22 protein-coding genes, 1 pseudogene and 1 other annotated feature are annotated in these 24,642 nt (G+C 37.0%); of the genes and pseudogenes, 5 read left to right on the top strand and 18 right to left on the bottom strand.

Annotation, left to right across the window (positions count from 1 at the left end):
* Nucleotides 1-1,274, bottom strand: a 1,274-nt coding sequence (locus Q9306_RS21375; RefSeq protein ID WP_306202146.1) for a methyl-accepting chemotaxis protein, incomplete at its 3' end; no start/stop codon positions are given.
* Between the two features lie 283 nt (nt 1,275-1,557).
* Nucleotides 1,558-3,276 (bottom strand): methyl-accepting chemotaxis protein, encoded by a 1,719-nt coding sequence (locus tag Q9306_RS21380; protein ID WP_306202148.1) that lies wholly within the window; start codon nt 3,274-3,276, stop codon nt 1,558-1,560.
* A gap of 431 nt (nt 3,277-3,707) precedes the next feature.
* On the opposite strand from Q9306_RS21380, the gene Q9306_RS21385 reads away from it, so the two are divergent.
* Nucleotides 3,708-4,349, top strand: a complete 642-nt coding sequence (locus tag Q9306_RS21385; RefSeq protein ID WP_306202150.1) for a phosphatase PAP2 family protein — start codon at nt 3,708-3,710, stop codon at nt 4,347-4,349.
* 99 nt (nt 4,350-4,448) lie between these two features.
* On the opposite strand, the gene Q9306_RS21390 is transcribed toward Q9306_RS21385, so the two are convergent.
* The 9 genes from Q9306_RS21390 to Q9306_RS21430 form a co-directional block, all read right to left on the bottom strand.
* Nucleotides 4,449-5,462 carry a PTS sugar transporter subunit IIC gene (locus Q9306_RS21390; protein WP_306202152.1) on the bottom strand — a complete coding sequence of 338 codons (1,014 nt, stop codon included), beginning with the start codon at nt 5,460-5,462 and terminating at the stop codon, nt 4,449-4,451.
* Nucleotides 5,463-5,482: 20 nt separating this feature from the next.
* Nucleotides 5,483-6,433: an L-lactate dehydrogenase gene (locus Q9306_RS21395; RefSeq protein WP_431193913.1), complete on the bottom strand. Its 951-nt coding sequence runs from the start codon at nt 6,431-6,433 to the stop codon at nt 5,483-5,485.
* 234 nt (nt 6,434-6,667) lie between these two features.
* Nucleotides 6,668-6,916, bottom strand: coding sequence for a spore coat protein (locus tag Q9306_RS21400; RefSeq protein WP_306202154.1), 249 nt, complete (start codon nt 6,914-6,916; stop codon nt 6,668-6,670).
* Nucleotides 6,917-6,929: 13 nt separating this feature from the next.
* Nucleotides 6,930-7,115 (bottom strand): hypothetical protein, encoded by a 186-nt coding sequence (locus tag Q9306_RS21405; protein WP_098917859.1) that lies wholly within the window; start codon nt 7,113-7,115, stop codon nt 6,930-6,932.
* A 95-nt stretch (nt 7,116-7,210) separates the two neighbouring features.
* Nucleotides 7,211-7,768 (bottom strand): TetR/AcrR family transcriptional regulator, encoded by a 558-nt coding sequence (locus Q9306_RS21410; RefSeq protein WP_306202157.1) that lies wholly within the window; start codon nt 7,766-7,768, stop codon nt 7,211-7,213.
* A complete protein-coding gene (locus Q9306_RS21415) occupies nt 7,769-8,491 on the bottom strand; it encodes an MBL fold metallo-hydrolase (protein WP_306202160.1) in 723 nt (240 codons plus the stop codon).
* Between the two features lie 753 nt (nt 8,492-9,244).
* Complete coding sequence (locus Q9306_RS21420) at nt 9,245-11,029, bottom strand: acyl-CoA dehydrogenase FadE (protein WP_306202162.1); 1,785 nt, start codon at nt 11,027-11,029, stop codon at nt 9,245-9,247.
* Nucleotides 11,030-11,305: 276 nt separating this feature from the next.
* Nucleotides 11,306-12,481, bottom strand: coding sequence for an acetyl-CoA C-acetyltransferase (locus Q9306_RS21425; RefSeq protein ID WP_306202164.1), 1,176 nt, complete (start codon nt 12,479-12,481; stop codon nt 11,306-11,308).
* A gap of 15 nt (nt 12,482-12,496) precedes the next feature.
* Nucleotides 12,497-14,878 carry a 3-hydroxyacyl-CoA dehydrogenase/enoyl-CoA hydratase family protein gene (locus Q9306_RS21430; RefSeq protein ID WP_306202167.1) on the bottom strand — a complete coding sequence of 794 codons (2,382 nt, stop codon included), beginning with the start codon at nt 14,876-14,878 and terminating at the stop codon, nt 12,497-12,499.
* Between the two features lie 220 nt (nt 14,879-15,098).
* On the opposite strand from Q9306_RS21430, the gene Q9306_RS21435 reads away from it, so the two are divergent.
* Both Q9306_RS21435 and Q9306_RS21440 read left to right on the top strand, forming a co-directional pair.
* Nucleotides 15,099-15,245: a YuzL family protein gene (locus tag Q9306_RS21435; RefSeq protein WP_090916082.1), complete on the top strand. Its 147-nt coding sequence runs from the start codon at nt 15,099-15,101 to the stop codon at nt 15,243-15,245.
* Nucleotides 15,246-15,328: 83 nt separating this feature from the next.
* Nucleotides 15,329-16,165 carry a D-alanyl-D-alanine carboxypeptidase family protein gene (locus Q9306_RS21440; RefSeq protein WP_306202170.1) on the top strand — a complete coding sequence of 279 codons (837 nt, stop codon included), beginning with the start codon at nt 15,329-15,331 and terminating at the stop codon, nt 16,163-16,165.
* A gap of 24 nt (nt 16,166-16,189) precedes the next feature.
* On the opposite strand, the gene Q9306_RS21445 is transcribed toward Q9306_RS21440, so the two are convergent.
* From Q9306_RS21445 to Q9306_RS21455, 3 genes are all read right to left on the bottom strand, one after another.
* Nucleotides 16,190-17,107, bottom strand: coding sequence for a proline dehydrogenase family protein (locus Q9306_RS21445; RefSeq protein ID WP_098917852.1), 918 nt, complete (start codon nt 17,105-17,107; stop codon nt 16,190-16,192).
* A gap of 797 nt (nt 17,108-17,904) precedes the next feature.
* Nucleotides 17,905-18,150 (bottom strand): YusU family protein, encoded by a 246-nt coding sequence (locus Q9306_RS21450; protein WP_306202196.1) that lies wholly within the window; start codon nt 18,148-18,150, stop codon nt 17,905-17,907.
* A 111-nt stretch (nt 18,151-18,261) separates the two neighbouring features.
* Nucleotides 18,262-18,564 (bottom strand): MTH1187 family thiamine-binding protein, encoded by a 303-nt coding sequence (locus tag Q9306_RS21455; protein ID WP_306202172.1) that lies wholly within the window; start codon nt 18,562-18,564, stop codon nt 18,262-18,264.
* A 241-nt stretch (nt 18,565-18,805) separates the two neighbouring features.
* On the opposite strand from Q9306_RS21455, the gene Q9306_RS21460 reads away from it, so the two are divergent.
* The gene (locus Q9306_RS21460; protein WP_306202174.1) at nt 18,806-19,405 is read left to right on the top strand and encodes an adhesin; all 600 of its coding nucleotides are present in this window, start codon (nt 18,806-18,808) and stop codon (nt 19,403-19,405) included.
* Nucleotides 19,406-19,558: 153 nt separating this feature from the next.
* Here Q9306_RS21460 and Q9306_RS24730 read toward each other — a convergent pair whose 3' ends face one another.
* The gene (locus tag Q9306_RS24730; RefSeq protein ID WP_371932423.1) at nt 19,559-20,512 is read right to left on the bottom strand and encodes a methyl-accepting chemotaxis protein; all 954 of its coding nucleotides are present in this window, start codon (nt 20,510-20,512) and stop codon (nt 19,559-19,561) included.
* Nucleotides 20,510-21,559: pseudogene (locus Q9306_RS24735) on the bottom strand (HAMP domain-containing protein); the annotation flags it as partial. The pseudogene Q9306_RS24735 and the gene Q9306_RS24730, both read right to left, overlap by 3 nt.
* Before the next feature lie 210 nt (nt 21,560-21,769).
* Here Q9306_RS24735 and Q9306_RS21470 point away from each other — a divergent pair.
* Nucleotides 21,770-22,528 carry a TrmB family transcriptional regulator gene (locus Q9306_RS21470; RefSeq protein ID WP_306202178.1) on the top strand — a complete coding sequence of 253 codons (759 nt, stop codon included), beginning with the start codon at nt 21,770-21,772 and terminating at the stop codon, nt 22,526-22,528.
* A gap of 21 nt (nt 22,529-22,549) precedes the next feature.
* Here Q9306_RS21470 and Q9306_RS21475 read toward each other — a convergent pair whose 3' ends face one another.
* Both Q9306_RS21475 and Q9306_RS21480 read right to left on the bottom strand, forming a co-directional pair.
* Complete coding sequence (locus Q9306_RS21475; protein WP_306202180.1) at nt 22,550-22,729, bottom strand: hypothetical protein; 180 nt, start codon at nt 22,727-22,729, stop codon at nt 22,550-22,552.
* Between the two features lie 266 nt (nt 22,730-22,995).
* Nucleotides 22,996-24,294 carry an APC family permease gene (locus Q9306_RS21480; RefSeq protein ID WP_306202182.1) on the bottom strand — a complete coding sequence of 433 codons (1,299 nt, stop codon included), beginning with the start codon at nt 24,292-24,294 and terminating at the stop codon, nt 22,996-22,998.
* Between the two features lie 59 nt (nt 24,295-24,353).
* Nucleotides 24,354-24,591 (bottom strand) — a binding site (T-box leader).
* Between the last annotated feature and the right edge of the window lie 51 nt (nt 24,592-24,642).

Below are 24,642 nucleotides of genomic sequence, written 5' to 3' on the forward strand. Positions count from 1 at the left end.
GCAACAACTGCAAAACCTTTGCCATTTTCTCCTGCGCGTGCTGCTTCAATTGCAGCATTTAAAGCAAGCAAGTTTGTTTGTTCCGCAATATTCGTAATTGCATTTAAAGCTTTATCTATGTCTTGCGTACGCATAACAAGGCGTTCTATCACCGTAGATGTTTCCTCAACAACTTTATGAACATTATTCATTTGCGTAATAGATTGCTTGATAACTTCACTTCCACTATTCACACGATCTGTTGTGACAACAGCAACTTCAGCAACAGTTGATGCTGATTCCGCTACTGTTTGAACTCCATCAGCTACGTCATTCATTGCTGTGGAACTTTCCTGAATACTAGTAACTTGTCCTTCTATTTGTTTGTTTACTTCATGAATTGTTTGAACAGCTTCGTTTGAGATTTTTGATGCCTGTTTTGTATTTTGCAGCATACTATCAGTAGAGGTAGTAACCTCGTGTGCCATTACCTTTACTTTTTCCATTAGTTGCTGCAAGTTGTCTAGCATATGATTAAAAGAAGTAACAATATTCCCCAATTCATCATTTGCTTTATAAGAAGTACGTATCATTAAATTCCCATCCGCTACTTCTTTCATATCATGTTGTAATAAAGTAATTGGACGTTGGATAGCTATTTTAATGATATATCCAATGAAAATAATAATTACAGTCGATATAACTGAAATAATAACAAACATCATTATTGTAGTTTCCGCACTGCTGGCATTGCTTTTCTCTAATTTTTCTGCATTATTACTATTATACTTAATAAGCTCGTCAATACTCTTACTTGTTTTTTGCATATCGGGCTCAACTTCTTTTAAATAATAAGTATAAGCCTCTTCGTTTTTATTTTGCATTGCTAAATTTTTTGATTCATTTATGTGTAGCCTTAATCCTTCAAGATTTTTTTGAAAATCTTCATATAATTGTTTTTCTTCTTGTTCGTCTATCTTAGACTCATATTCTTTTAATAATTGATTGTTATCGCTCTGCAATTGATCCATTCTATTTGCTAATTCTTTATTTCTGTTTTCATCAGTTGTGACCATAAGTTCTACAAGGTTCTTAATAGTATAATTAAAATTAGATTCTACAGACTCTATCCAATAAATTGGAAGTAACCTTTCTTCATACATGCTTGCAGAAGCTTCCCCTGTTTTTATTAATCCCCTATATCCTATAACTGATAAGAGAATACACGCAATACTAGCTATAATCATTAATACATTTAATTTCGTGCCTATTTTACTATTTTTTAACAATGACATTACACCACACCTTTACTTAATCTTTATATTACGTTATATAGTTTAAAATAAAAAACGACAAAAAACGATATTTTATTTAGTGAAATATCGTTTTTTGTCATTTTTATTTCAAATGAAGGTTCATCACCAAATTTTGTGATTGAAACATAAAAAAGAAAACATTTATGAAATCCTAGCAATAATGTTAGCGATCAAACAAACATTAGGAGGGTTCATAAATGCTTTCTGTACTACTAGATTTGCCAAATTTTAAAGTTCTTAAACAAGAAGATTGCCCAAATTTTTATTGTCCAATTTTAAATTGTGAAAGTAATCCTTCTAACTCTTCAATTTGTTTCTTTATTTGCATGGATTGATTTGTTATTTCTGTAATTGATGATGCTTGTGTTTGAATTGCTTGTACAGTCTCATTCGTATCTTTCTCTACTTTTGTAGAAGTTTCTGATACTACCGATAATGAAGCGTTAATTTCTTCCGTTCCAGCAGACATTTCTTCTGTTGTAGCTGAGACTTCTTGAATTTGCTGCGTTATCTTATGAATGTCTTCCATAATAATTGAAAACGCTTGGTCTGCTTCATTAGCAGCATTTCTTCCTTGCGTTGCTTCTTCTTGTCCTTTTTTCATGATTTGAACAGTATCTTTTGTATCTTGTTGAATGGATTTAATTAAATCATTAATTTCATTTGCAGATTGCTTTGATTGTTCAGCTAAATCTCTCACTTCAGCTGCAACAACTGCAAAACCTTTGCCATTTTCTCCTGCGCGTGCTGCTTCAATTGCAGCATTTAAAGCAAGCAAGTTTGTTTGTTCCGCAATATTCGTAATCGCATTTAAAGCTTTATCTATGTCTTGCGTACGCATAACAAGACGTTCTATCACCGTAGATGTTTCTTCAACAACTTTATGAACATTATTCATTTGCGTAATAGATTGCTTAATTACTTTACTTCCACTATTCACACGATCTGTTGTGACAACAGCAACTTCAGCAACAGTTGATGCTGATTCCGCTACTGTTTGAACCCCATCTGCTACGTCATTCATTGCCGTTGAACTCTCTTGAATACTTGTAACTTGTCCTACTATCTGCTTATTCACTTCATGAATTGTTTGAACTGCTTCATTAGAAATTTGAGATGCCTGTTTTGTATTTTGCAACATACTATCAGTTGAGGAAGTAACCTCGTGTGCCGTTACCTTTATTTTTCCCATTAGTTGTTGTAAATTGTCTAACATATAATTAAAAGAAGTAACGATACTTCCTAATTCATCATTTGCTTGATAAGACGTACGTATGACTAAATTCCCATCCGCTACTTCTTTCATATCGTGTTCTAATAAAGTAATTGGACGCTGAATAGCTGTTTTAATGATATATCCAATGAACACAATAACTGCAATCGCTATAACTGAAATAACGATAAAGGTTAGCACCATATCGTTCATGTTACTAACATTATCTTTCTGTAATTGTTCTGCCTTATTAGTATTATACTTAATAAGTTCTTGAATACTATCAATTGACTTTTGTATAGCGGGCTCAACTTCTTTTAAATAATAAGCATAAGCCTCTTCGTTCTTATTTTGCACCGCTAAATTTTGTTCTTCATTTATTTTCGTTCTGAACTCTTGATAATTTTTCTGAAAATCTGCATATAATTGTTTTTCTTCTTGTGAAGTAATCTTAGACTCATATTTTTTTAATAGCTGCTGATTCTCACTCTTTAATTGATCCATTCTACTTACTAATTCTTTGTTTCTTTTATCATCAGTTGTAAGCATAAGTTCCATAAGATTTTTAGAACCATGATGAAAATTAGATTCTACAGCTTCTATACAGTAAATTGGCAGCAATCTTTCTTCATACATACTCCCAGAAGCTTCACCTGTCTTCATCAATCCCTTATATCCTATAACCGATAAAATAATACATGCAATACTAGCTATAATCATTAACGCGTTTAACTTTGTACCAATCTTACTATTTTTAAAAAATGACATTACAACACCCCTCTTTAAATCTTTATATTACGTTATATAGTTTAAAACAAAAAATGACAAAAAACGATATTTTATTTAAAAACTACCGTTTTTTGTCATTTTTATCCCAAATTAATAACTCCTGTATTTAAACAAACGTTTGATTAATGCTGCCAAAGCGGAACGGACATGTTAATCAAACGTTTGTTTAAAAATTATTTCACCCCTATCGACACCTCAAAATATAATACATATGAACCACTCCTATGCATGGTCAGATGCTCTCCCCATCCTAAAAAGAAAAATTTTTTATATCAGTTTTTCAATTTGTATAGTGACAAAACTGTAAGGTTATTTGTAAAAAATGTTAGAAAAATCGATGGTTCAGTTCCATTTTTTATATTATAATTTTTCAAGTTCCAAGTTATTATATTACAAACAGGAGAATTACTATGAAAAATAATAAGTTTTCAGCCTTTATTCCATTATCTTATCTACTCCTACTTATACCTGTAAGTGCTCTTTACGACGTACTAAATCACTCAACAGTAGGCGCTGTAAATGTAACAACAAAAATAGATGAATGGATTCCATTTACAAAAGAATTTATCGTTCCCTATTTACTTTGGTTTCCTTATTTGTATGGTGCTCTTATTTATTACTGTTTTGCTGATCGAAAGCTCTATTATGTTACATTAAGTAGTGTCTTATTTGGGAAACTCACTTCCTTTAGCGTCTATTATATGTGGCAAACAACGGTAACACGCCCTGAAGTAATCGGCAATGATGTATTTGCTAATTTAGTGCGCTATATTTATAGTATCGATCAACCCGTGAATTGTTTTCCTAGCATTCATGTACTCACAACATTTGTCATTATGATTACAGCCTATAAACGGAAAGAACAAAATAAATGGGTGTACGGCCTGCTAACATTTGTTGGTGTACTCATTATTTTATCTACCTTATTTACAAAGCAGCACGCCTTTGTAGATGCGGTAGCAGGCGCTGTACTAGGAAGCTTCCTCTATGCCGCTATGCACTATGTATTTGAATCACGTGAACAAAAAGTTACTGTGCAAGCTGGAGTATAATCTATAACAAAAAAGCAGACTGTGGCTTCTTCAGTCTGCTTTTCTCTATTGTAAGAGGAGATTTTCAAATTGGCATATTTTTAACGCTCTTACTAGTCTTTAAGATTGTGGCACAGTCATATCGCCTGGTTTAATGCGACCTGCCTTTTTCAACATGATATACAGTATATAAGAAACAGCTACTGGAATTACGATATAAGTAATCACTATCGCTGGAACAACGCTAAGTCCTTGATTAGAAATTAAATTAATTGGTGCGATAAGGGAACTAAGCCCAAGACCGGCAATTTCTTTCCCTGCTGTAAGGTGGAATCCAAGTGCCGATACAGGCCCTACAATTGCACTCGCAACAACAGTTGGTACAAGAATCATTGGATTTTTAGTAATATTCGGGAGCTGTACTTTTGGTGTACAAAGAGCCTGTGCTAATATACCACCTAAATTATTTTCCTTCGCAGAGATAACAGCAAATCCAATAAATTGAGCAACGCATCCCGCTAGTGCAGCACCACCTGCCACGCCGTCTAAGCTAAGTGCAATTGCTAGAGCTGCTGATGAAGCTGGTGAAATTAATAACAATCCCCAAACAACTGCAAGTACAATAGACGCGATAAACGGACTACCAGCTGAACTATCTTTAATAAATGCGCCAACTGTATTTAAGACCGGGTTAATATTTTGAGATAACCAAATACCGACTAAACCTGAACCTAATATTGCCGCAAACGGAACGAGCATCATATCTAAAGCTGTTTTTCCGCTTAACCGTTTACCGATATAAACCGCTAATGTCGCTGTTAATAACGCACCGATTGGTTCACCAGTTTTAATCATCAGACCAGCTGCAGTAATCGAAATTGATCCAGCCCCAATCGCTCCGGCAACCATCGCCGAGAAAATGACAAGTCCATTTGCTCCGAGCATAAAAGCAATTCCTGCTCCAATTGCCGGTGCCATAAGTGACTTCGCAACAACCCCGATTGTAATTAACATCGGAATATCAACAATTCTTCCTATATTCTCAATAAGTAGGCCAATTCCAAGAGATACGAAAATACCTTGTGCAATTCCGGCAGATCCTTTGAATACACGAGACATGATATATTCCTTCATCTGTTTCACCTTCTTCTAGTTTAGTAACCGATTGTTTTCATGTAGTCACGTAACATATCATTTGATTTTGCAAATCGGCTTTCTTCATCTTCTGTTAAATTCAATTCAACAATTTCTTTTATACCATCTCTTGTAATGATAGCTGGGACACCTGTACAAATTTCATATTCACCATATTCACCATCTAAAATTGCTGATACAGCGATAATACGATAATCATCATTAAAAATAGAACGTGCAATATAAGCTAAGGAGTTCCCGATACCATAGTATGTAGTTCCTTTTCGTTTATAAATTTCCCAACCTGCTTTTGCTGTTTGTTCGACAATTGCATCTAAATCAATATCCGCAAACCGTTCTTTTTGCTCTTCTAAAATTTGTAGGATCGGTTTTCCACCAACTGTCACATGAGACCAAGCAACCATTTGCGAATCGCCATGTTCCCCTAATGCGTAACCGTGAATGCTACGCGGATCCACCTCAAATATTTCAGATAAAATTGTTCGTAAGCGAGAAGAATCTAAAGATGTTCCAGTACCAATCACGTGGTTTCTCGGAAGACCGGATAACTTCCAAACTTGATAAGTAATAATATCAACTGGATTAGAGGCAATTAAGAAAACACCTTGAAAGCCGCTTTCCATAACCCCTGATACGACACTTTCCATAATTTTTGCACTTGCCCCTAAAGTATCAAGGCGGCTTTGCCCCGGCTTCGGTGCAGGTCCTGCTGTAATAATGACAATATCCATATCCTTGCAGTCTTCATAAGTACCTGCATATACTTTTGTTCTTGTATTTGTAAAATTAATGCAGTGCGACAAATCCATCGCTTCGCCAACTGCTCGTTCATGATTAATATCGATTAACGCTAACTCTTCACAGATTCCTTGATTCACAATAGAATACGCACAACTAGATCCAACTAACCCAGTACCAATAATTGCGATTTTTCTTGTATTTCTATTCATGGCAATCTCACCTGCTTCTTAGTGTAGTTTGATTTGTTTTATGTACTTTACACTTTTTATTATAGGAGTTTTTACCATATAAACCATGTATAATTTGTGAAATATATCACAAATTATTTGGACATTTTATGTCCACTTACACATAATTTCGACAAAGTTACGAATGTTCCATTTTCATAAAAAAAAAACGGGTAACGTCTCAATTGCGTCACCCGTTTGGAAATATTTCTGTTCTTATTGCCCGCTCAATTGACTTTTCAACTGCTGTACAACCATTGGATTAGCCGCAGCCGCTGGTTGATAATAGCCTTTTTGCATCGCATATTCATATAAATTACGCTGCCTTAATTCATCTTGATTACGAATTTGAATTAACGTTTGATATAATTGCTCGTTATTCGTTTGAGCAATGTAATTCGCATAGCCTGTTAAACTTGCATTTAATTCAGCTAAATAATCATTTACCATATCTTTTTCATTCATGTTCTTTACACCCCTATCCTAGAAAAGACATTAATTGCTGTTTCGTATTTTGTGCATCTTGCACATCTTTTTGCAGCATCTGCTTCAGCTGCGGATCCGTACATGCCTGTGCATACTCTTGTAATTTGTGAATAACTGTTGCATGCCCGCCAATAAGATGACGTAAATTTTCCACTTCAAGTTCATTTAAATTTTGCATCGTAACGGCCTTCCTTTCTTGGTTCATTCAACATTTAGTATTTATTTATTTTCAGATTGTATGCATCAAAAAACCTTAGAATCGCTTCTAAGGTTTTATACTCTCATCGCATGTAGTCCTTTAATAAACGTTTCCAGTAATACATGTAAACTTGTATCTAAATCCAGCGGTAACCCAAATCCGCCTTGCTGTTCAATAGACGCAAATCCATGACAAATACTTCTGAACCCGCGCGTCGCATGAAGTGCATTCTCTCCTTCTAATCCGTATTGCTGCAAAATATGAAGACAAAGCTCTACAATTCCGTCCCCTGTTCGTCGCACTTCTTCATCTTTCAAAAAAGTTGCTTCATACAATCCAGGATGTTTTCGGACAAACGATACATACGCTTCTCCTAATGCATGAATTGCCCCGTCCATACTTTTCCCCTCTACTGCTTCTTTCAGCGCCTCATGCAGCTGCTTTATTCCGTAAATACCAAGATTTTTTCGTACATCTTGTAACCCTTTCACATGATTATATAAAGAGGGAGAACGTATCCCGAGCCGTTTCGATAATGATGCAAGTGTTACTTCTTGTACTCCGTTTGTATCGGCGATTTCTGCTGCTGTGTCTACGATCTTTTGTAATGTAAGCCCGATTCTTGGCGACATCTATTTTCCCTCTTTCATATGTTCTAAATTACGTTTTGCTTCCTCAATAGCAAGCTCTATTGCAACATTTGGATTCATTATCATGTTCCCATGCCCAGCCGCAAGCAAAGAGGGTTCATATTGTTTTAGCTTTTCTGCACTCTGCAATGCTACTTCTTTACTCCACGTTGCCATTGCAGGAAACGGAAACCAAAATTTCATTTGTCCCGAAACAGCCATGCCTCCTCTTGTTTGAAATGCATCCCCGGCAATAAGAGCATTATTTCTCGTATCAAGAAACGACATGGAACCTGGTGTATGTCCCGGCGTCATGATCGCAAGAAGCGATCCAATTCGATCTCCATCCTCTAACAAAACATCTGGTCTCGTCTTCACTTTTTTAGGTACACCGCCTTTTATTGGCGTATTCGGTTCATCTCTTTGTAATGTCGTATCTCCTTCTAATAAACGTGCATCCCGCTTAGAAATATAAACAGGAACATCAGGAAGTGCTTCCTTTAATGCATCTAGCGCCCCAATGTGATCATCATGCGCATGTGTTAATACAATATTAGTAATTGGTTTCCCTATTTTCTCAGCCGCTTGTAAGATGCCTTTCGCACTATATGGCAAAGCTGCATCAATTAAAGTTAAACCGTCTTCTTCTACAAAATAACAATTTACAGGAAACACTCTTGGTAAAAATGACAATTGATATACTGTTTTTTCGTGCATCATTCTCATATTTCCAGCTCCCTTTTCATAAAACTAATATTATTAGTTTTATTATACTAATGGTATTAGTTTTTGTCACTAGAAATTCCATTTTTGTGTAAAAAAGGGCTGGAGTCGTTTTATATTAAGTAGTTCCAATAGCGCGAAGAAACATTAGAAATAGCATTGTAAATCGAGGAGAAAATCATACAAGTTTTATTCTCGTTTTTTATTGATATATAAGACTTTATTGGGTTTTAACATTAAAATATCATTCCAAACAGCATCATTTTTAACACGCTGACATTGGCTATTGTTATACAAAAATTCCAGGTGTGATTTTAGTTGTTATTTGAGGTATTAAGAAGATAACAATCTGAAAAATTAGCAACAATTCGTACAAAAAGTAACGTAAGTATATTCCTATTCATCATATCTATTTCCGCTCCTTTACATTGTTTGATGTATATACATAAACAACGTAAAGGTGGTGGTCGAATGAGACGTTATATATCCGTAATATAGTGGTACATATCTTTAACCTTTATTTTCCATTTTTTCATAGAATAACATAAATACAAGTGTCTTTCACTTAATTTTCAGATAAATAAATTTCATTCCAGTAACTTAACGGTCTCACACGTCGAACATCGTCGAAAGGTCTTTATTTCGTGTCGAATCGCCGATATATTAGAAAAAGCGCCGATAAATCCACCAATTCCGCCGATATATCGTTGGCGGGCACAAAAAGAGCTGCCCGCCAAGGCAGCTCCTTCACATTTATTAAACTGTATAGCGCTCGTCCTCTAACACTTTCGCTGCAATTTCACGTTTCTTCGGAATGACGTTAATTGGTGTGTGACGTGTTAGTTTACGAAGTGCAGATAGCATCATGCGCAGCATGTCACCATTTTCAACAGCGATAATTGTTTCTTTTGCATCTGCTTCGATTTGGTTGAACGCTTCTTGGCAGAATACTTCTGTGTAAAGAACTTTTTGTTTGTTCTTCTCAAGGCCTGTTGCTTTGATTGCTTTTTCTGTACGAAGAAGAGCTGATTCCATTGCGTATAAGTTATTTACGATATCTGCAATGTTCACAAGAACTTCTTGTTCTTTGTCTAAGCCTTTACCGTATTTTTGAGCAGCTAAACCAGCTACCATTAAGCCGATTTTCTTCGCATTTTTCACTAAATGTTTTTGAAGCGCTAATGGCTCATCGCCTATTTCTTCTGGCATCATCATCATTAACGATTCTTGTAATTTTTGTGCTTCTTGTAGAAGTGGTAATTCACCTTTCATTGCTTTACGCAAGAACGTTCCTGGTACGATTAAGCGGTTAATTTCGTTCGTACCTTCGAAAATACGGTTAATACGAGAATCACGGTACATTCTTTCAATCTCGTACTCTGCCATAAATCCGTAACCACCATGGATTTGGACACCTTCATCTACTACGTAGTCTAATACTTCAGAACCGAATACTTTGTTTAAAGAGCACTCAATTGCATATTCAGCAATAGAAGCTGCAACAGCTTTTCCGTCTTTTACTTCTTCTTCGGATAATGTGCTCATGCGGCTTTCAAATAAACCAACTGTACGATATACAGAGCTTTCCGCTGCATAAATTTTCGCTGCCATATTTGCAAGTTTCTCTTGAATTAATGGGAAGCGAGAAATTGGTTGTTTAAATTGTTGACGTTGATTTGCATATTGCGCTGAAATTTCTAACGCGCGTTTTGAAGAACCAACTGTACCAACACCTAATTTATAGCGGCCGATATTTAAAATGTTAAAGGCAATGACATGACCTTTTCCGATTTCACCAAGGACATTTTCTTTTGGCACTAATGCATCTTCTAAAATTAATGTACGAGTAGAAGAACATTTAATACCCATTTTCTTTTCTTCTGGTCCTGTCGATACGCCTGGGTATTCTTTCTCTACGATAAACGCTGTGAAATGTTCGCCGTCTACTTTTGTGTATACAACAAATACATCAGCGAAAGCAGAGTTTGTAATCCATTGTTTTTCACCGTTTAATACGTAGTGTGTACCTTCCGCATTTAAGCGAGCTGTTGTTTTTGCGCCTAACGCATCAGATCCAGAACCCGGCTCTGTTAATGCGTATGCAGCTAACTTTTCGCCTGTTGCTAACGCTGGTAAATATTTTTGCTTTTGCTCTTCGTTACCGAATAATACGATTGGTAACGATCCAATTCCAACGTGTGCACCGTGCGTAATTGCAAAGCCGCCTGCAAGAGAAAATTTCTCTGAGATTAATGCAGAACTAATTTTATCAAGGCCAATACCGCCGTACTCTTCTGGTACATCAGCACCTAATAAGCCAAGCTCACCAGCTTCTTTTAATAAGCGAACAGAGCGATCAAACTCATGTTGCTCTAAATATTCAAGCTCTGGTAATACTTCATTTACGATAAAATCCTCTGTCGTTTTCGCAATTAATTTATGCTCATCGCTATAATCTTCCGGCGTAAATACTTGCTCGATTGTAATATCATCAATTAAAAAGCTACCGCCTTTTACTGCACTTCCTACTGTTTTTTCCATGAAAAATTCCTCCTTCATATTTTCATAGGCAGCTTCTCTTGTTATAAGAGAAGCTAGCCCTTACTTTGTTTGCATACCCTCTTGTTTCTTGCACTGTTTATCTATCTAAGTCCGTTTTTATATATGTTGCGGTTATGTTAAACAAAAAGTGTTATACACTCGCTCTCGCCCTTTGTTTTAAAACCCTTGCACGTGGCAGGAATAGGCCCTGACCGCTTCTATGCATGGCCAGACGCTCTCGCCACCCCTAAAAGAAAAGGGTTTTTATTTCCGCTTTTATAGTAATTCAAACACTCCAGCAGCACCCATTCCGCCGCCGATACACATTGTTACAATGCCGAATTGTTCGTTGCGGCGTTTCATCTCGTGAATAAGAGATAATGTTAATTTTGATCCTGTACAGCCAAGTGGATGTCCAAGGGCAATTGCTCCGCCGTTTACGTTTACTTTTTCTTCATCTAGTCCAAGTTCGCGAATAACTTGGATAGATTGCGATGCGAATGCTTCATTTAGTTCAAATAAGCCGATATCAGATAACTCTAAACCTGCTAATTTTAATGCTTTCGGAATCGCTGCAATTGGACCGATTCCCATTACTTCTGGCGGTACACCAGCTACTGCAAAGGAGCGGAATTTCGCCAGCGGCTGCAAGCCGTCGCTTACTGCTTTTTCACGATCCATTAATAGTACTGCTGCTGCGCCGTCACTCATCTGTGATGAGTTACCAGCAGTTACAGTGCCGCGTACGTTAAATGCTGGGCGCAGTTTCCCAAGTACATCTAGCGTCGTATCTGCTCTTACGCCTTCATCTTGTGAGAATACAATCATTTCTTCTTGCAGCTTATTATTTGCTCCAACAGTGCGAAGCGTTACATCAACAGACACTGTTTCATCTGCAAACTTTCCTTCTGCTAACGCTTTTGCTGCACGCTGATGGCTTCTTACCGCAAATGCATCTTGTTCCTCGCGAGAAATGCCATATTTTACAGCAACTTGCTCTGCTGTATGTCCCATACCCATATAATATTCTGGAGCCGCTTCAACAAGACGGCTATTTGGACGAACAACGTGCCCCATCATTGGTACTAAACTCATCGATTCAGCACCGCCGGATAATACTGCCTCTGAGTGACCAAGCATAATGCGCTCTGCACCGTAAGCAATACTTTGTAATCCTGAAGAACAGTAGCGGTTAATAGTAATAGCCGGAACGTCATAAGAAAGTCCTGCTAGCCCGCCGATATTACGTGCCATATTTAAGCCTTGCTCTGCTTCTGGCATCGCACAGCCAAAAATTAAATCGTCAATTGGACCGTCATAGTTATTTGCACGTTTTAACGTTTCTCTTACAACTAATGCTCCTAAGTCATCAGGACGCACTGTATTTAATGATCCTCTCTTCGCTTTCCCGACAGGCGTTCTTGCCCCTGCAACAATAACAGCTTCTCTCATGAACAATCTTCCTCCTTAGTTACGTAATGGTTTTCCTTTTACAAGCATGTGCTGCATTCTTGCTTGTGACTTCATTTCGCTCACTAAACTAATAAACGCCTCGCGTTCAATATCTAATAAATATTGCTCATCCACTTTTGTTCCGTATGGGACTTTTCCGCCAGCAATGACATATGCAAGTTTTTTCGCAATGTGCAGGTCATACTCGGAAATGTAGCCAGATAAATGCATTGCTTCTGCTCCAAGCGCAAGCGTTGCATATCCTGTTTCCCCAACAACCGGAATCTTTTTACGAATTGGTGCTTTATAGCCTGCTTCATATAAAGTAAGTGCTTTTTGTTTTGCATCATATAGTAAGTGATCACCATTGACGCTAATACCATCTTTATCGCCTAAGAAGTTATGAGAAACTGCTTCTTGCGCAGATGTTGAAACTTTCGCCATCGCTACTGTTTCAAACACTTTATTTGCGACTTTTTGCAAATCAAACTCAACACCATTTGCCATTTTGTTCAGATGTTTAATGTATAGCTCTTTGTTACCGCCTCCGCCTGGGATTAAACCAACACCAACTTCTACTAATCCCATATACGTTTCACTAGAAGCTTGAATACTAGCTGCCGGTAAGCAAACCTCTGTACCGCCGCCAAGTGTCATACCGTAAGGCGCTGCTACAACTGGTTTTGAGCAGTATTTAATTTTCATCATTGCATCTTGGAAGCTTTTCACAACCCACTCAATTTCAAAGTAGTTGTCATCTTGCGCTTCCATTAAAATCATTGCAAGGTTCGCACCAACGCAGAAGTTTTTCGATTGGTTTCCGATAACAAGTCCTTTATAATTCTTTTCTACTTCATCAACAGCGTAGTTAATCATTTGCGTAATATCCATGCCAATTGCATTGCTCTTAGAATGGAACTCTAAGCAAAGAATGCCGTCTCCTAAATCAATTAGACTTGCTCCGCTATTTTTCTTTAGTACGCCATTTTTCTCTTTCAATTGTTTTAGAGAAATCGCCTTTTTATTACGAATGATTTGTTTGTATTCACCGTTATCATAGTAATAGCTCTCGCCATTATCATGTTTATAGAACGATGTAACACCTTTCTCAATCATTTCTTTTACCCAAGCTGGAACAACCCCACCGTTCTCTTCCATCTTCTGAATGGATTTCTCAACGCCAATTGCATCCCAAATTTCAAATGGACCTTGCTCCCAGCCGAAGCCCCACTTCATCGCATTATCAATTGCGACAATATCATCAGCAATTTCTTTCGTAAGCTTTGCTGCATATAAAAGAGTTGGTGTAATAATGTTCCACAGCAATTCACCAGCGCGGTCTTTTGCATATACAAGCGCTTTCAATTTATTCGCTAATCCTTTTTCTTGTTTACTGATCTCAATAGAAGCTGCTTTCAATTTTTTACGTGCTTCATATTCCATCGTTTCAGGATTTAACTCTAAAATCTCTTTTCCTTGTTTTAAGAAGAATCCTTGACCTGTTTTGCTTCCAAGCCATTTTCTTTCTAACATATCGTGCATGAAAACTGGTACTTTGAAGACTTCGCGCTCTTCTTCTTGTACATTTTCATATACGTTGTTTGCAACGTGAACGAATGTATCCAATCCGACAACATCTAATGTGCGGAACGTTGCGCTTTTCGGACGACCAATTAACGGACCAGTTACAGAATCTACTTCTCCAATGCTGTATCCGCGTTTTACCATTTCTTGCAGCGTCACAAGCAGTCCGTACGTACCGATGCGGTTTCCAATAAAGTTTGGTGTGTCTTTTGCAACAACAACACCTTTTCCAAGTACATCTTCTCCAAATAGTTTCATGAAGTCTAACACATGTGGATCTGTATCTTTTGTTGGTATAATCTCAAGAAGCTTTAAATAACGTGGTGGGTTAAAAAAGTGCGTTCCTAGAAAGTGTTTTTTGAAGTCATCTGAACGCCCTTCGATCATCTTTTCAACGGAAATACCCGATGTATTTGAGCTCACGATAGAACCTGATTTCCGAACAGCTTCTACCTTTTCAAATACTTTCTTTTTAATATCTAAATTTTCAACAACAACTTCAATAATCCAATCAACATCAGCAAGACGGTCCATATCATCTTCCATATTTCCCGCTTCAATTAATGCTAAGTTTTCTTTCACTGTAAGAGGAGCTGGTTTTTGCTTTAACAACTTTTGCAGCGCTCCGTTACTGAAACGATTTCGTACACTTTTATGTTCTAATGTAAGTCCCTTCGCTTCTTCCTCTTTCGTAAGCGATGGTGGTACAATATCAAGCAATAATGTCGGTATACCGATGTTAGCTAAATGTGCAGCAATTCCAGAACCCATTACACCAGAACCAAGAACCGCAGCCTTTTTAATTTGGAACATCCAATTCTCCCCCTTATTCTTGAATGAATGCTCATTCAATTTTTCGACAAACGTCGCAATCCATGAGTGAGCCTCTACTAATAAATATATGCTAACGTTTAAATTTTCGCAATATATTTAAAAATAAAATTTTCTGAACTTATTTCTTTTTTTACATTTTGGACATGATATGTAGTGAACTTCCTTTCTTAAAACACTTGATCAAACGGAGGCATCACTTATGGCTAAAATTAAGAAAAATCCATCAAAAGCAGGTATTAGTTCAACAAGCGTAACAGGAAATGCTGGTCCAGTTGATCGCGGTATCGAAAAAGGCCGCCAAGGAAATAATCAGCAATATAAGAAACAAAACATGGGTGAAAAATAATAGTACAAATATAGGCAGCGAACATGGCATAATGAAAAATGGGCTATATCGCTGCCTATTTCATACATAAAAGAGGGTACATAATGAAACGAACGATTACACTACTTGTTATTACAGCTACGTTATTTATTGCAATGATTTTTTCTTTATATGCGAATAGACAAAAAGTAAAAGCTAATCAGCCTGATATATCTGGAAAATATGGCGTGACGATTGATGCAAAAACAGGAGAAATTTTATACGGAAAACATGAACATGAACGTTCCTATCCAGCGAGTGTAGCGAAAATGATGACTGCTCTTCTTTTACTGGAGAATGTAAAAGAGGATGAAGAGATTACCGTGACAGAACATGCGATAAAAACAGAAAGCCAAAGTAAGAAAATTACACTACATGTCGGAGAAAAGTTAAAGCGCGATGAGGCATTAAAGCTCATGCTTGTCATTAGCGCCGACCCAATTGCTGAATCAATCGCCGAGCATATCGCCGGTTCCAAAGAAAAGTTTACCAAAATGATGAATAAACGTGCAAAACAACTCAGAGCGACACATACAACATTTAAAAATGCCAGCGGAGCTGATGCACTTGGCAATAAACTTTCACCATATGATTTGGCACTTATTACAAAAGAGGTATTAAAGTATCCAGTCGTCTTGCAAGATATGAATACGATTCACACAACAGTGCACACATCTATGCAAATGAAAAAGATTGCAAACTATGGACGTGAAGAGTTGTACGCTGATCCACATGCGATTGGAAGTAAGAGCGGCCTTTCTGCGTTAGCAGAATATACAGTCGTTACAATAGATGAAAAAGACGGAAAAATAGTGATTAACGTTGTCCTCTCTACTGGCCGCAAAACAGTGTATACTGATGCCAAAAAGATGGCAGAATATGCTTTTGAACAATTAAAATAACCAAGGAAGTTTAAACTTCCTTGGTTATTTTTTAACCATTCCTTTTAATACGAACGCTACGTTAGCCGGGCGTTCCGCTAAGCGGCGCATAAAATAACCGTACCAGTCGTTTCCATATGGTACATACACGCGCATTTTATATCCTTCTTTCACAAGCTCAAGTTGACGCTCTGTTCGAATACCATATAACATTTGAAATTCAAACTGATCACGCGGAATGTTGTATTCTTCAGCAAGTTTTTTTGTATATTCAATAATTGCATCATCATGTGAAGCAACTGCTGTATAATTGCCATTTAATAAGTGCGTTTTAATAATTTTTTTATAATTTTCATCTACATCTTTCTTTTCTGGGAATGCAACTTCCTCGGACTCTTTATACGCCCCTTTTACAAGACGTAAATTTGGTGTATATGCATTCAAATCATCTATATCTTTTTCAGTTCGATATAAATATGCTTGAATTACTGTACCAACATTGTCATATTCTTCTTTTAATTTCTTGAAGATGTCAATTGTTTTCCCGCAACGTGAATAGTCTTCCATATCAATTGTTACAAACACACCGTTTTCTTTCGCTGCGTCTAAAATACGGCGCATATTATTCATAACTAAATTTTCTGAAATGTCTAGACCCATAGATGTCATTTTTAATGAAAGCTGAGAATCTAGCTTTTCACGACCGATCGCACGAATTGCTTCAATCGATTCATCTGCCATCTCATTTGCCTCTGCTTCATTATCAACAAATTCCCCCAAATAGTCGATCGTAACACAAAGGTTTTGTCTGTTTAAATCTTTAATAGCAGCTACTGCTAAGTCGATTGTTTCTCCCGCAACAAAGCGCCCCGCTCCAAAGCGTAAGCCGTACTTTTTCGCTAGTTTTGTTAGCGCTTTATTTTTTGATAAAAACAGGAAAGAATTACGCATTAATTGTTCCATGTCTTTCACCCCTATATGACTGTACTTTGTCTGTTTTTTGCCCCTCTTCTAAATTATATCACTGTTTAAAATTATTTGATACAAATAATTATTTAGATAATTAACATAATAATAGGGGAATGTTTGCAGATCCAAATCTCAAAAGGAAAAATCATACAAAAAAAATTTTCGACATCTAGAAATGTTAAGAGGTGAATAGCTAATTACATCTCTCAACAGTAAATTCGACAAATGGTTTGAGCCACCTATCCTACATCCAAGATGAAAGTACCACTTCCATTTCATATGACAAATGAACATTATATAAAAATAATTCATGGGCATTATTACTTTCCCTCTCCCTGCATATGACAAAAAAGCACTGACCGCTTCTCCGCACGGCCAGATGCTCCATCTAAGAAGAAAATTTCCCATATAAATCCATGGTAATTTTTCGACATCTTTGTCTAGCTCCAGCCGCTTCCGCTTTTCTATAGAAATCGCTGTTATGCAGAATACAGCATGCCCGCTACTTGCTTTCTCCTTTTGTTTTAAACCTTGCATGTGGTAGGAAAAGGCACTGACCGTTTCTATGCATGGCCAGATGCTCTCGCTCACCTAAAAAGAAAGAGGGTTTTTATTTTGTATTTATCCCGCATTAACGGGCAGTAATACTCCCACCTCAAAATTCGGAGAAAGCAAAGAAGTTAGGTGGGAGATAAACTGCCCGTAAAAGCCCGATTGGTTCAACTAATAATCAGTGGGGGATGAAGAAAACCCCCACTGATTAAAGTTTCACTTTATATCGTTTTTCTTTCTTACTTCTTTTGTCTATGCTCGTCATTCAGCCTCTTAATTTCTGCAATTAACTGGATCATCTCTTCTTTCGCATCTGGATACGTTTCATTCCAATGCTTGACAAGAGCTGGCATCGTTTTAGCGACATACGAATATAACGCCCATTTCTCAACCTTTTGCTTATATTCTTCATTGCTCTCTCCTAATAAGATCTCTGTATACTTCTCTAACAAGCCATCAAATTGTTCTTGAAATTTTCCGCTCATTCCGCTCATTCTTCTCATTCCTCCTTCGTATTTCTTTACAGTTGATATTAAACAAATGCCTTATCCTTCGTCAAAAAAGAAGCAGCCTAACACAGCTGCTTCCCTTACACTTTATAACTTCGATTGTACAGATTGTAACTTCTTCTCCATTGAGCTAACTTTATCACGACGATCATCAACGCGAATATTTGTTGCTACGCGGCCTGCACCTTTAGAAAACGGAATTTCATGCATTTGTTGAATCACTTCAAATAATACCGGAAGTTCTCCTTCAATAATTGTATTCATTGGTGTTAATTGATACTTCACACGATCTGCATTTTTCTCAAGTACTTTTTGTATTTCTGCTACATACTCACTTACACTTGTAGTACCTGTTCCAACTGGGATAATTGTAACATCAACAATTGCCATGTTTGTTCACCTCTTCTATAGATTCCTCATTATTGTACAAGATTTTCTTACTCTTTAAAAATATATCGGTGCTTCGACACAATATAAAGTGAAACTTTAATCAGTTGGGTTCTTACGGGGTACATTAATTTATCTTCTCTGAATATGCTTATCTACCGTAACTCTTTTCTGCCCGCCTTGCATATATTGATATCACTTCTGCAAGAAATCGTATTTTCGCAACTTTGAAAGGGAGTGACTCATGAAACGTTTATTTATTACCTCATTATTAGCAGGAAGCCTTCTGCTAGGAACAACAGCGTGCGGGAAAGAGAACGACAAAGACAAACCGGCCTCTTCTCCTCCAGTTGAAAAGCCAGTTCCACCAGAACAACAACCAACTCCTATTCCACAACCTGCTCCTCAACCAGCACAAGTTGAGACAACTCGAACGATCCAAGAATTTGTTTCCACCTTTAACCGTCTCGGAAAGCCATCCGGATATAACTTAGGAAATATGAGGCTATACAAAGAAGATCAAGCAACTGTTACGTACAATGGAACATTCAGTAATGGTTTAGGATTCGGCATGACAGTTTATAAATCGAATGGCAATATTGGTGCTGTTGCTGTTGTCGGTTCAGATGCTTCCGAACAAGATACTTCGACCTTTTATGCAACAGTAGGTCTTGTTATTTTGAGTTTAGATCCTTCTCTTGGTCAACAAGGTGTTATGTCTATTTTAGAACAACTTGGATTAACTGATCGTACATCTCATCAATATACAACACAAGCTATTGGCGGTACATTGACAGTAACAGAAAATAACCGTACTCTCACATTCCAGGCTGTCCATAACTAAAATATATCGGCGATTTCCACTGATTTATCGGCGGAAATATAGCATTTATCGGCGACTTTTAAAATTTATCGGCGATTCGACACGATATAAAGACCATCCGACAATATCCGATACAAAAAAAGGCTGCCGGGAAACCCCCGACAGCCTAAATCTCTATTTATCTACTTTAAATTGTTCTACTACCTTTTCTAGGTCGTTCATTTCCACTGTTAATTGCTTCATCGTTCCTGATACTTTTTCTAGATGAGCCACTTGCGTTTCTGTCGCTGCATTCACTTCTTCTGATACAGCTGCACTCTCCTGACTCGTTTCAGCAATGGTTTGCATAACTTGTGTAATATCTTTCTGTTCATGTCCAATCCTTTGTACTTCCGTCGAAATTCTTTCAACGGAAGTAATGATTGTATTTACAACAGAAATAACAATTCGGAATGATTGTTCCGCATCTTTCGTTACATGATCTTGCACGTTAGCAATGTCTTTTAAATTCCCAATCACTTCTACGACGCGAGCTACTTCTTGTTGTACTTCTGCGATAATAGAGGCAATATCGCCAGTTGCTTCTTTTGACTGTTCTGCTAATTTTCGTACTTCTTCCGCAACAACAGCAAAACCTTTTCCTTGTTCCCCAGCACGTGCTGCTTCAATGGAAGCATTTAATGCTAATAAATTTGTTTGATCAGAAATTCCTTTAATGAGCTCAACGACATTTTGAATAGACTGTACACTATGATTAAGTTTTTCAGCTGCAGTTTCTGTTTCAAATACAACGGAAGAAGACTCCTCCCTCGTATTCACTAAACGTTGCATCGTTTTCAAGCCGCTTTGTGACGCTTCTTCTGCTTGATTCGTTACATCTTTAATAGAAATTACTGAGTCATTCACTTGACCAACAGATTGTTCCATATTATCTAGCTGTGCTGAAATTTCCTCCACACTATTAGCCAGTGTTGACGCCCCGCCCGTCACATCATCCATCGCACTAGAAACTTCCTTACTTGAAGCAACAGTCTCGTTTGTTAAATAATGCAAGTTATCTGCTGATTGTTGCACTGATGATACGTTATGCTTAATATGGCTGACCATTTCATTCATTTGTCCAACCATATCATTAAAATGCTTTGTGAGTACACCCACTTCATCGTTCGTTTGCACTTTCATTTGTAGCGTTAAATCCCCTTCCGCTACTTTTTGTACTTGTTGCGTTAAAGATTGAAGTGGTCTTGTTAATCTTCTTGCAAAGAAATAAGATACAACAATTGCGACAAGTACACCTGCACACGCTAACCCTATAAACGTATTTCTTAGCGTTGCTAGTAAACTATCCACTTCTTCTTTCTGATAGGCAATCCCGATTTTCCAGTTCATCGATTTCATCGGCTGACTATATGCAACGACATCTTTTCCTTTTAACTTCGTAACAACAAAATCATTTCGATCTTGTTTTAAACTTTGAATCAATGGTTCTTTTGATACATCTTTTCCAACTTTATCTGGATACACTAATCCCATGTTTTTGTCATTAACAAGAAACATTTCTCCTCCGTAGTTGTACTGGATATTATGAAGTAACTTTTGAATTGTACCTAATGACACATCCATCGCGACAACACCAAGTACTTCTGAACCATCTGAAGATAAAAGCGCCTTCGAAACACCAACACTTAATTTTCCTGTTGCAATTTCATATTGCGGCTGTCCCCAATGTACATTTTTCGTATCACTTAAAGCAGCCTTATACCATGGTCTTGTTGTCGGGTCATATCCTTCTGGCACTTTTCCACCATCCGCAAGATTCGCACTTAATGTCTTTTTATCTTTCGTTCCGATATAAAGGTCTAAAATATCAGGGTGATTATTTTTAAACTCTAAAAACCCCTTCATTATTACCGCTTCTTCTTCTGGTGTAACCCCGTCTTGGAACATTCCAACAATGGTTCCACTACTAGAATAGTACTTCATATCCTCTCCAATACCAATAATGAATGCATTCATTTGTTCCGTTAACAATTCCATCGTATTATGAGAATATTGCTCAAGAACACGGGACTCTTTCTCTTTTTCTAACTGATACACAGTTGTCCCTAAAATAGCAAACAGCATCGAAATAAGCACTGAAAATGTAACTGTTACTTTCCAACGTAAACTTTTCATAGTTCCTACTCGTTCAACTCCTTCTTCTTTAATTTCATACACTTATATATATATATATTATATTAATAACAAATGATTTTTGTAAAACTTTATCCTTTTTGTTAAAGTTTCCATAAAAACATTTTTAGACCCTCTTGAATAACTGTACTTGTATTCCCGAGAAGAGTTCTTTATTCTTAAGACACAAGAATTTTTTGTTCGGGAGGAATTATGTTACAAAGATTCGGTTTTTCACAATATGAAAGTCAAGCATACGAAGTTCTCGTTTCAAGCGAAGAGCCGCTTGATGCAACAAGCATCGTCAAGTATTCTGGTGTTCCGAAAGCAAAGATATATGAGATATTAGTACGCCTTGTCGACAAAGGCATGGTGATGGATTCTGTTTCGGAAAAGAAAAAGCTATATACAGCTCTGCCACTGCAGCTCGCTATTGAAAAATTAACAGCAGAATTTCAAGCAAATATTGAAGAGTTACAAAATAACGTATCGAAAAAAATCTTTACAGATGACCGTGTATGGAGCTTAAAAGTACAATCTTCCATTCACGCGCAAAGTAAACAACTTGTGCAAAACGCGAAGAAATCCATTCGTATGTCTGCATGGAATGATACATTTCTAGAGTATATGCCGATTTTAGAAAAGAAGAAAAAACAAGGCGTTGAGATAGAAGCGCTTGTTGTCGGAAACCTTGATACACCATTAGAAAAAATCCATCTTCTCATCCCAACGGAAGAGCATCATGCACTTGAGCGCTTTTTACTCATCATTATTGATGATCGTGAAATTTTATTTGCAGGCGCCGAGCAAAACGCATGGCAAGCAATGAAAACAATGTCCCAGCCATTCGTTAAATTTTTCACAGAATTTTTCTATCATGATGTTGCCCTTGCGAAAATTACCGAGAAACATCATGATTTATTTATGAATGATGAAGAAATCCGCAACCTCTTAATGAAACTGCGCTATTAAAAAACGGACATGGATTCCTACTCATGTCCGTTCTTCATTTTGCTTCTTTATATCTGATAATAATGAAATGATTTGCTCATTTTGTTTAAGTTGTTCTTCTGAGTTTATATACATAAGCCGAATCCATCGAAACACAAAGGCAAGCATTAAAACAGGGAGCAACGTAAATAGAAAACCAATAACAGGTGTTAACGTTGTCACCAACATCTACCTCCTTTTAACAAAACATTCCACATCCCCTCCCCATATCCTTGCACAAAAAAATAGACATCTTCAAAAGATGCCTATTTAAATTCATTTTGATTTTTCAACATATAAGCCGCTGCTATGCAGAATACAGCATAACCTGCACTCGCTTTGTTTGAAACCTCACGCGTGGCAATCTATGCATGGCCAGGGGCTCTCGTCCTTCCCAAAAAGAAAGAGGTTCTTGCGTTTATACATTTTCAAACTCTCTATTCATTAACTTACTTCTTATTTAAATACCAATACACTGGTAATCCTGTTAACACGATACCAATTGACAAGAAACAACTAATTGGATCATTAATAATCGCACTTCCGATTACAAATAGTGATCCTAGAATTGCCAATACTGGAACAATTGGATATAAAGGTACACTATATTCACGTTTTTGTCCTGCATTACGCTTTCTTAAAATGAACACCCCGATAAATGTCATAACATAGAAAATATAAATAATAAATACGGAAATCTCAGACAGTTCATTTGGATCACTAATCAGCATTAAAATAATACCAAGTAGAATTTCAACAAAGATTGCGTTTGCTGGCGTTTGAAACTTATCGTTAATTTTTGAAATAAATTTTGAGAACGGAAGTTGACCACGCTCTGCCATTGATACTGGAATACGCGGGAATGTTAAAATTTTTCCATTTAAACATCCGAATATTGAAACGATAACACCTATACTAATCAATTTTCCGCCATATTGACCTAATAACATATCAGCTGCTGTTGCTGTTGCATTCTCACTAAGAGTAACAATTTGCGGTGCTGGTAAAACGTTTAATAATGCCATATTAATTAATACATATGCTGCTGTTACAACAAGAATCCCAACTGTCAATGCTTTTGGTAATAGCTTTGTTGGATTTTTCATTTCACCGCCGATAGATGCGAGTAGAATCCAGCCATCATATGCAAATAATGTTGCTAAAATTGCCATCCCTATACTTTGATTTGCAGACTCTGGGACAACAACGTTAAATACATCGCTATTCCCTTTCCAAAATCCCATCACAATAATAAGCACAATTGGGATCATTTTCCCGATTGTTGTTACCGTTTGAACAATGCCTCCATACTTTGTTCCTATACTATTTACAACCCCAAGAAATACAACTGTTCCAATTGCAATTGGTAAATTCCACACTTTATCAATATGGAAAAAGTTTAAAACTAATGAGCTAAAATACAATCCTAATGTCCCAATAATTGCTGGTCCATATACAAGTGTTTGCATCCATCCAGATAAATAACCCCAAAACTTACCATAAATCTCCTCTAGATACGTATACAAACCACCATTTTTCGGAATTTGCGCTCCGATTTCTGCAACCGTTAAGCCACTTGCTAAGGTTAAAATACCCCCTACTACCCAAGCAAAGATCGCCATGTTAGAACTACCGGCGTAATCCAATACCTTACCTGGCTTCATAAATACGCCAGACCCGATAATTGTTCCAACAACGATTGATAATGCGACCGTTAGGCCAATTTTGTTTTTGTCATCGTGATGCATAACTGTGTGTCCTCCCTCTAACCCTAGTTTGATTTAAATAAAAAACACTCATCCCTAATAAAAGGGACGAGTGTTATATTCGTGGTTCCACCCTTGTTCCAATTGGCATGAAGACACAAATCACCAATTGCTCAAGTTTCAGATAACGGCGATTGCCGGCAAACAATTACTAGATATTCGTTCACTGCTGCAGTTCAAAGGTGGTAAACTATTCTTTCGTATTAGGAAACTCACAGCCTAAGGCTTCCCTCTCTGAAAATCGTAAAAAATAGATCATGTCCTTATCAATACTTTTATAATGTCGATTTTTTATTATTAATATTCATTATATTGAATTTTTTTAAAAAA

Origin of the sequence: Bacillus multifaciens, assembly GCF_030756675.1 — a bacterium.
GTDB lineage: Bacteria > Bacillota > Bacilli > Bacillales > Bacillaceae_G > Bacillus_A > Bacillus_A multifaciens.

Bases quoted from the DNA above. Each gene is read 5' to 3' on its own strand.
- Q9306_RS21380 (WP_306202148.1), bottom strand. From the start codon at position 3,276: ATGTCATTTTTTAAAAATAGTAAGATTGGTACAAAGTTAAACGCGTTA.
- Q9306_RS21385 (WP_306202150.1), top strand. From the start codon at position 3,708: ATGAAAAATAATAAGTTTTCAGCCTTTATTCCATTATCTTATCTACTC.
- Q9306_RS21390 (WP_306202152.1), bottom strand. From the start codon at position 5,462: ATGAAGGAATATATCATGTCTCGTGTATTCAAAGGATCTGCCGGAATT.
- Q9306_RS21395 (WP_431193913.1), bottom strand. From the start codon at position 6,433: ATGAATAGAAATACAAGAAAAATCGCAATTATTGGTACTGGGTTAGTT.
- Q9306_RS21400 (WP_306202154.1), bottom strand. From the start codon at position 6,916: ATGAATGAAAAAGATATGGTAAATGATTATTTAGCTGAATTAAATGCA.
- Q9306_RS21405 (WP_098917859.1), bottom strand. From the start codon at position 7,115: ATGCAAAATTTAAATGAACTTGAAGTGGAAAATTTACGTCATCTTATT.
- Q9306_RS21410 (WP_306202157.1), bottom strand. From the start codon at position 7,768: ATGTCGCCAAGAATCGGGCTTACATTACAAAAGATCGTAGACACAGCA.
- Q9306_RS21415 (WP_306202160.1), bottom strand. From the start codon at position 8,491: ATGAGAATGATGCACGAAAAAACAGTATATCAATTGTCATTTTTACCA.
- Q9306_RS21420 (WP_306202162.1), bottom strand. From the start codon at position 11,029: ATGGAAAAAACAGTAGGAAGTGCAGTAAAAGGCGGTAGCTTTTTAATT.
- Q9306_RS21425 (WP_306202164.1), bottom strand. From the start codon at position 12,481: ATGAGAGAAGCTGTTATTGTTGCAGGGGCAAGAACGCCTGTCGGGAAA.
- Q9306_RS21430 (WP_306202167.1), bottom strand. From the start codon at position 14,878: ATGTTCCAAATTAAAAAGGCTGCGGTTCTTGGTTCTGGTGTAATGGGT.
- Q9306_RS21435 (WP_090916082.1), top strand. From the start codon at position 15,099: ATGGCTAAAATTAAGAAAAATCCATCAAAAGCAGGTATTAGTTCAACA.
- Q9306_RS21440 (WP_306202170.1), top strand. From the start codon at position 15,329: ATGAAACGAACGATTACACTACTTGTTATTACAGCTACGTTATTTATT.
- Q9306_RS21445 (WP_098917852.1), bottom strand. From the start codon at position 17,107: ATGGAACAATTAATGCGTAATTCTTTCCTGTTTTTATCAAAAAATAAA.
- Q9306_RS21450 (WP_306202196.1), bottom strand. From the start codon at position 18,150: ATGAGCGGAAAATTTCAAGAACAATTTGATGGCTTGTTAGAGAAGTAT.
- Q9306_RS21455 (WP_306202172.1), bottom strand. From the start codon at position 18,564: ATGGCAATTGTTGATGTTACAATTATCCCAGTTGGAACAGGTACTACA.
- Q9306_RS21460 (WP_306202174.1), top strand. From the start codon at position 18,806: ATGAAACGTTTATTTATTACCTCATTATTAGCAGGAAGCCTTCTGCTA.
- Q9306_RS24730 (WP_371932423.1), bottom strand. From the start codon at position 20,512: ATGGTTGGACAAATGAATGAAATGGTCAGCCATATTAAGCATAACGTA.
- Q9306_RS21470 (WP_306202178.1), top strand. From the start codon at position 21,770: ATGTTACAAAGATTCGGTTTTTCACAATATGAAAGTCAAGCATACGAA.
- Q9306_RS21480 (WP_306202182.1), bottom strand. From the start codon at position 24,294: ATGCATCACGATGACAAAAACAAAATTGGCCTAACGGTCGCATTATCA.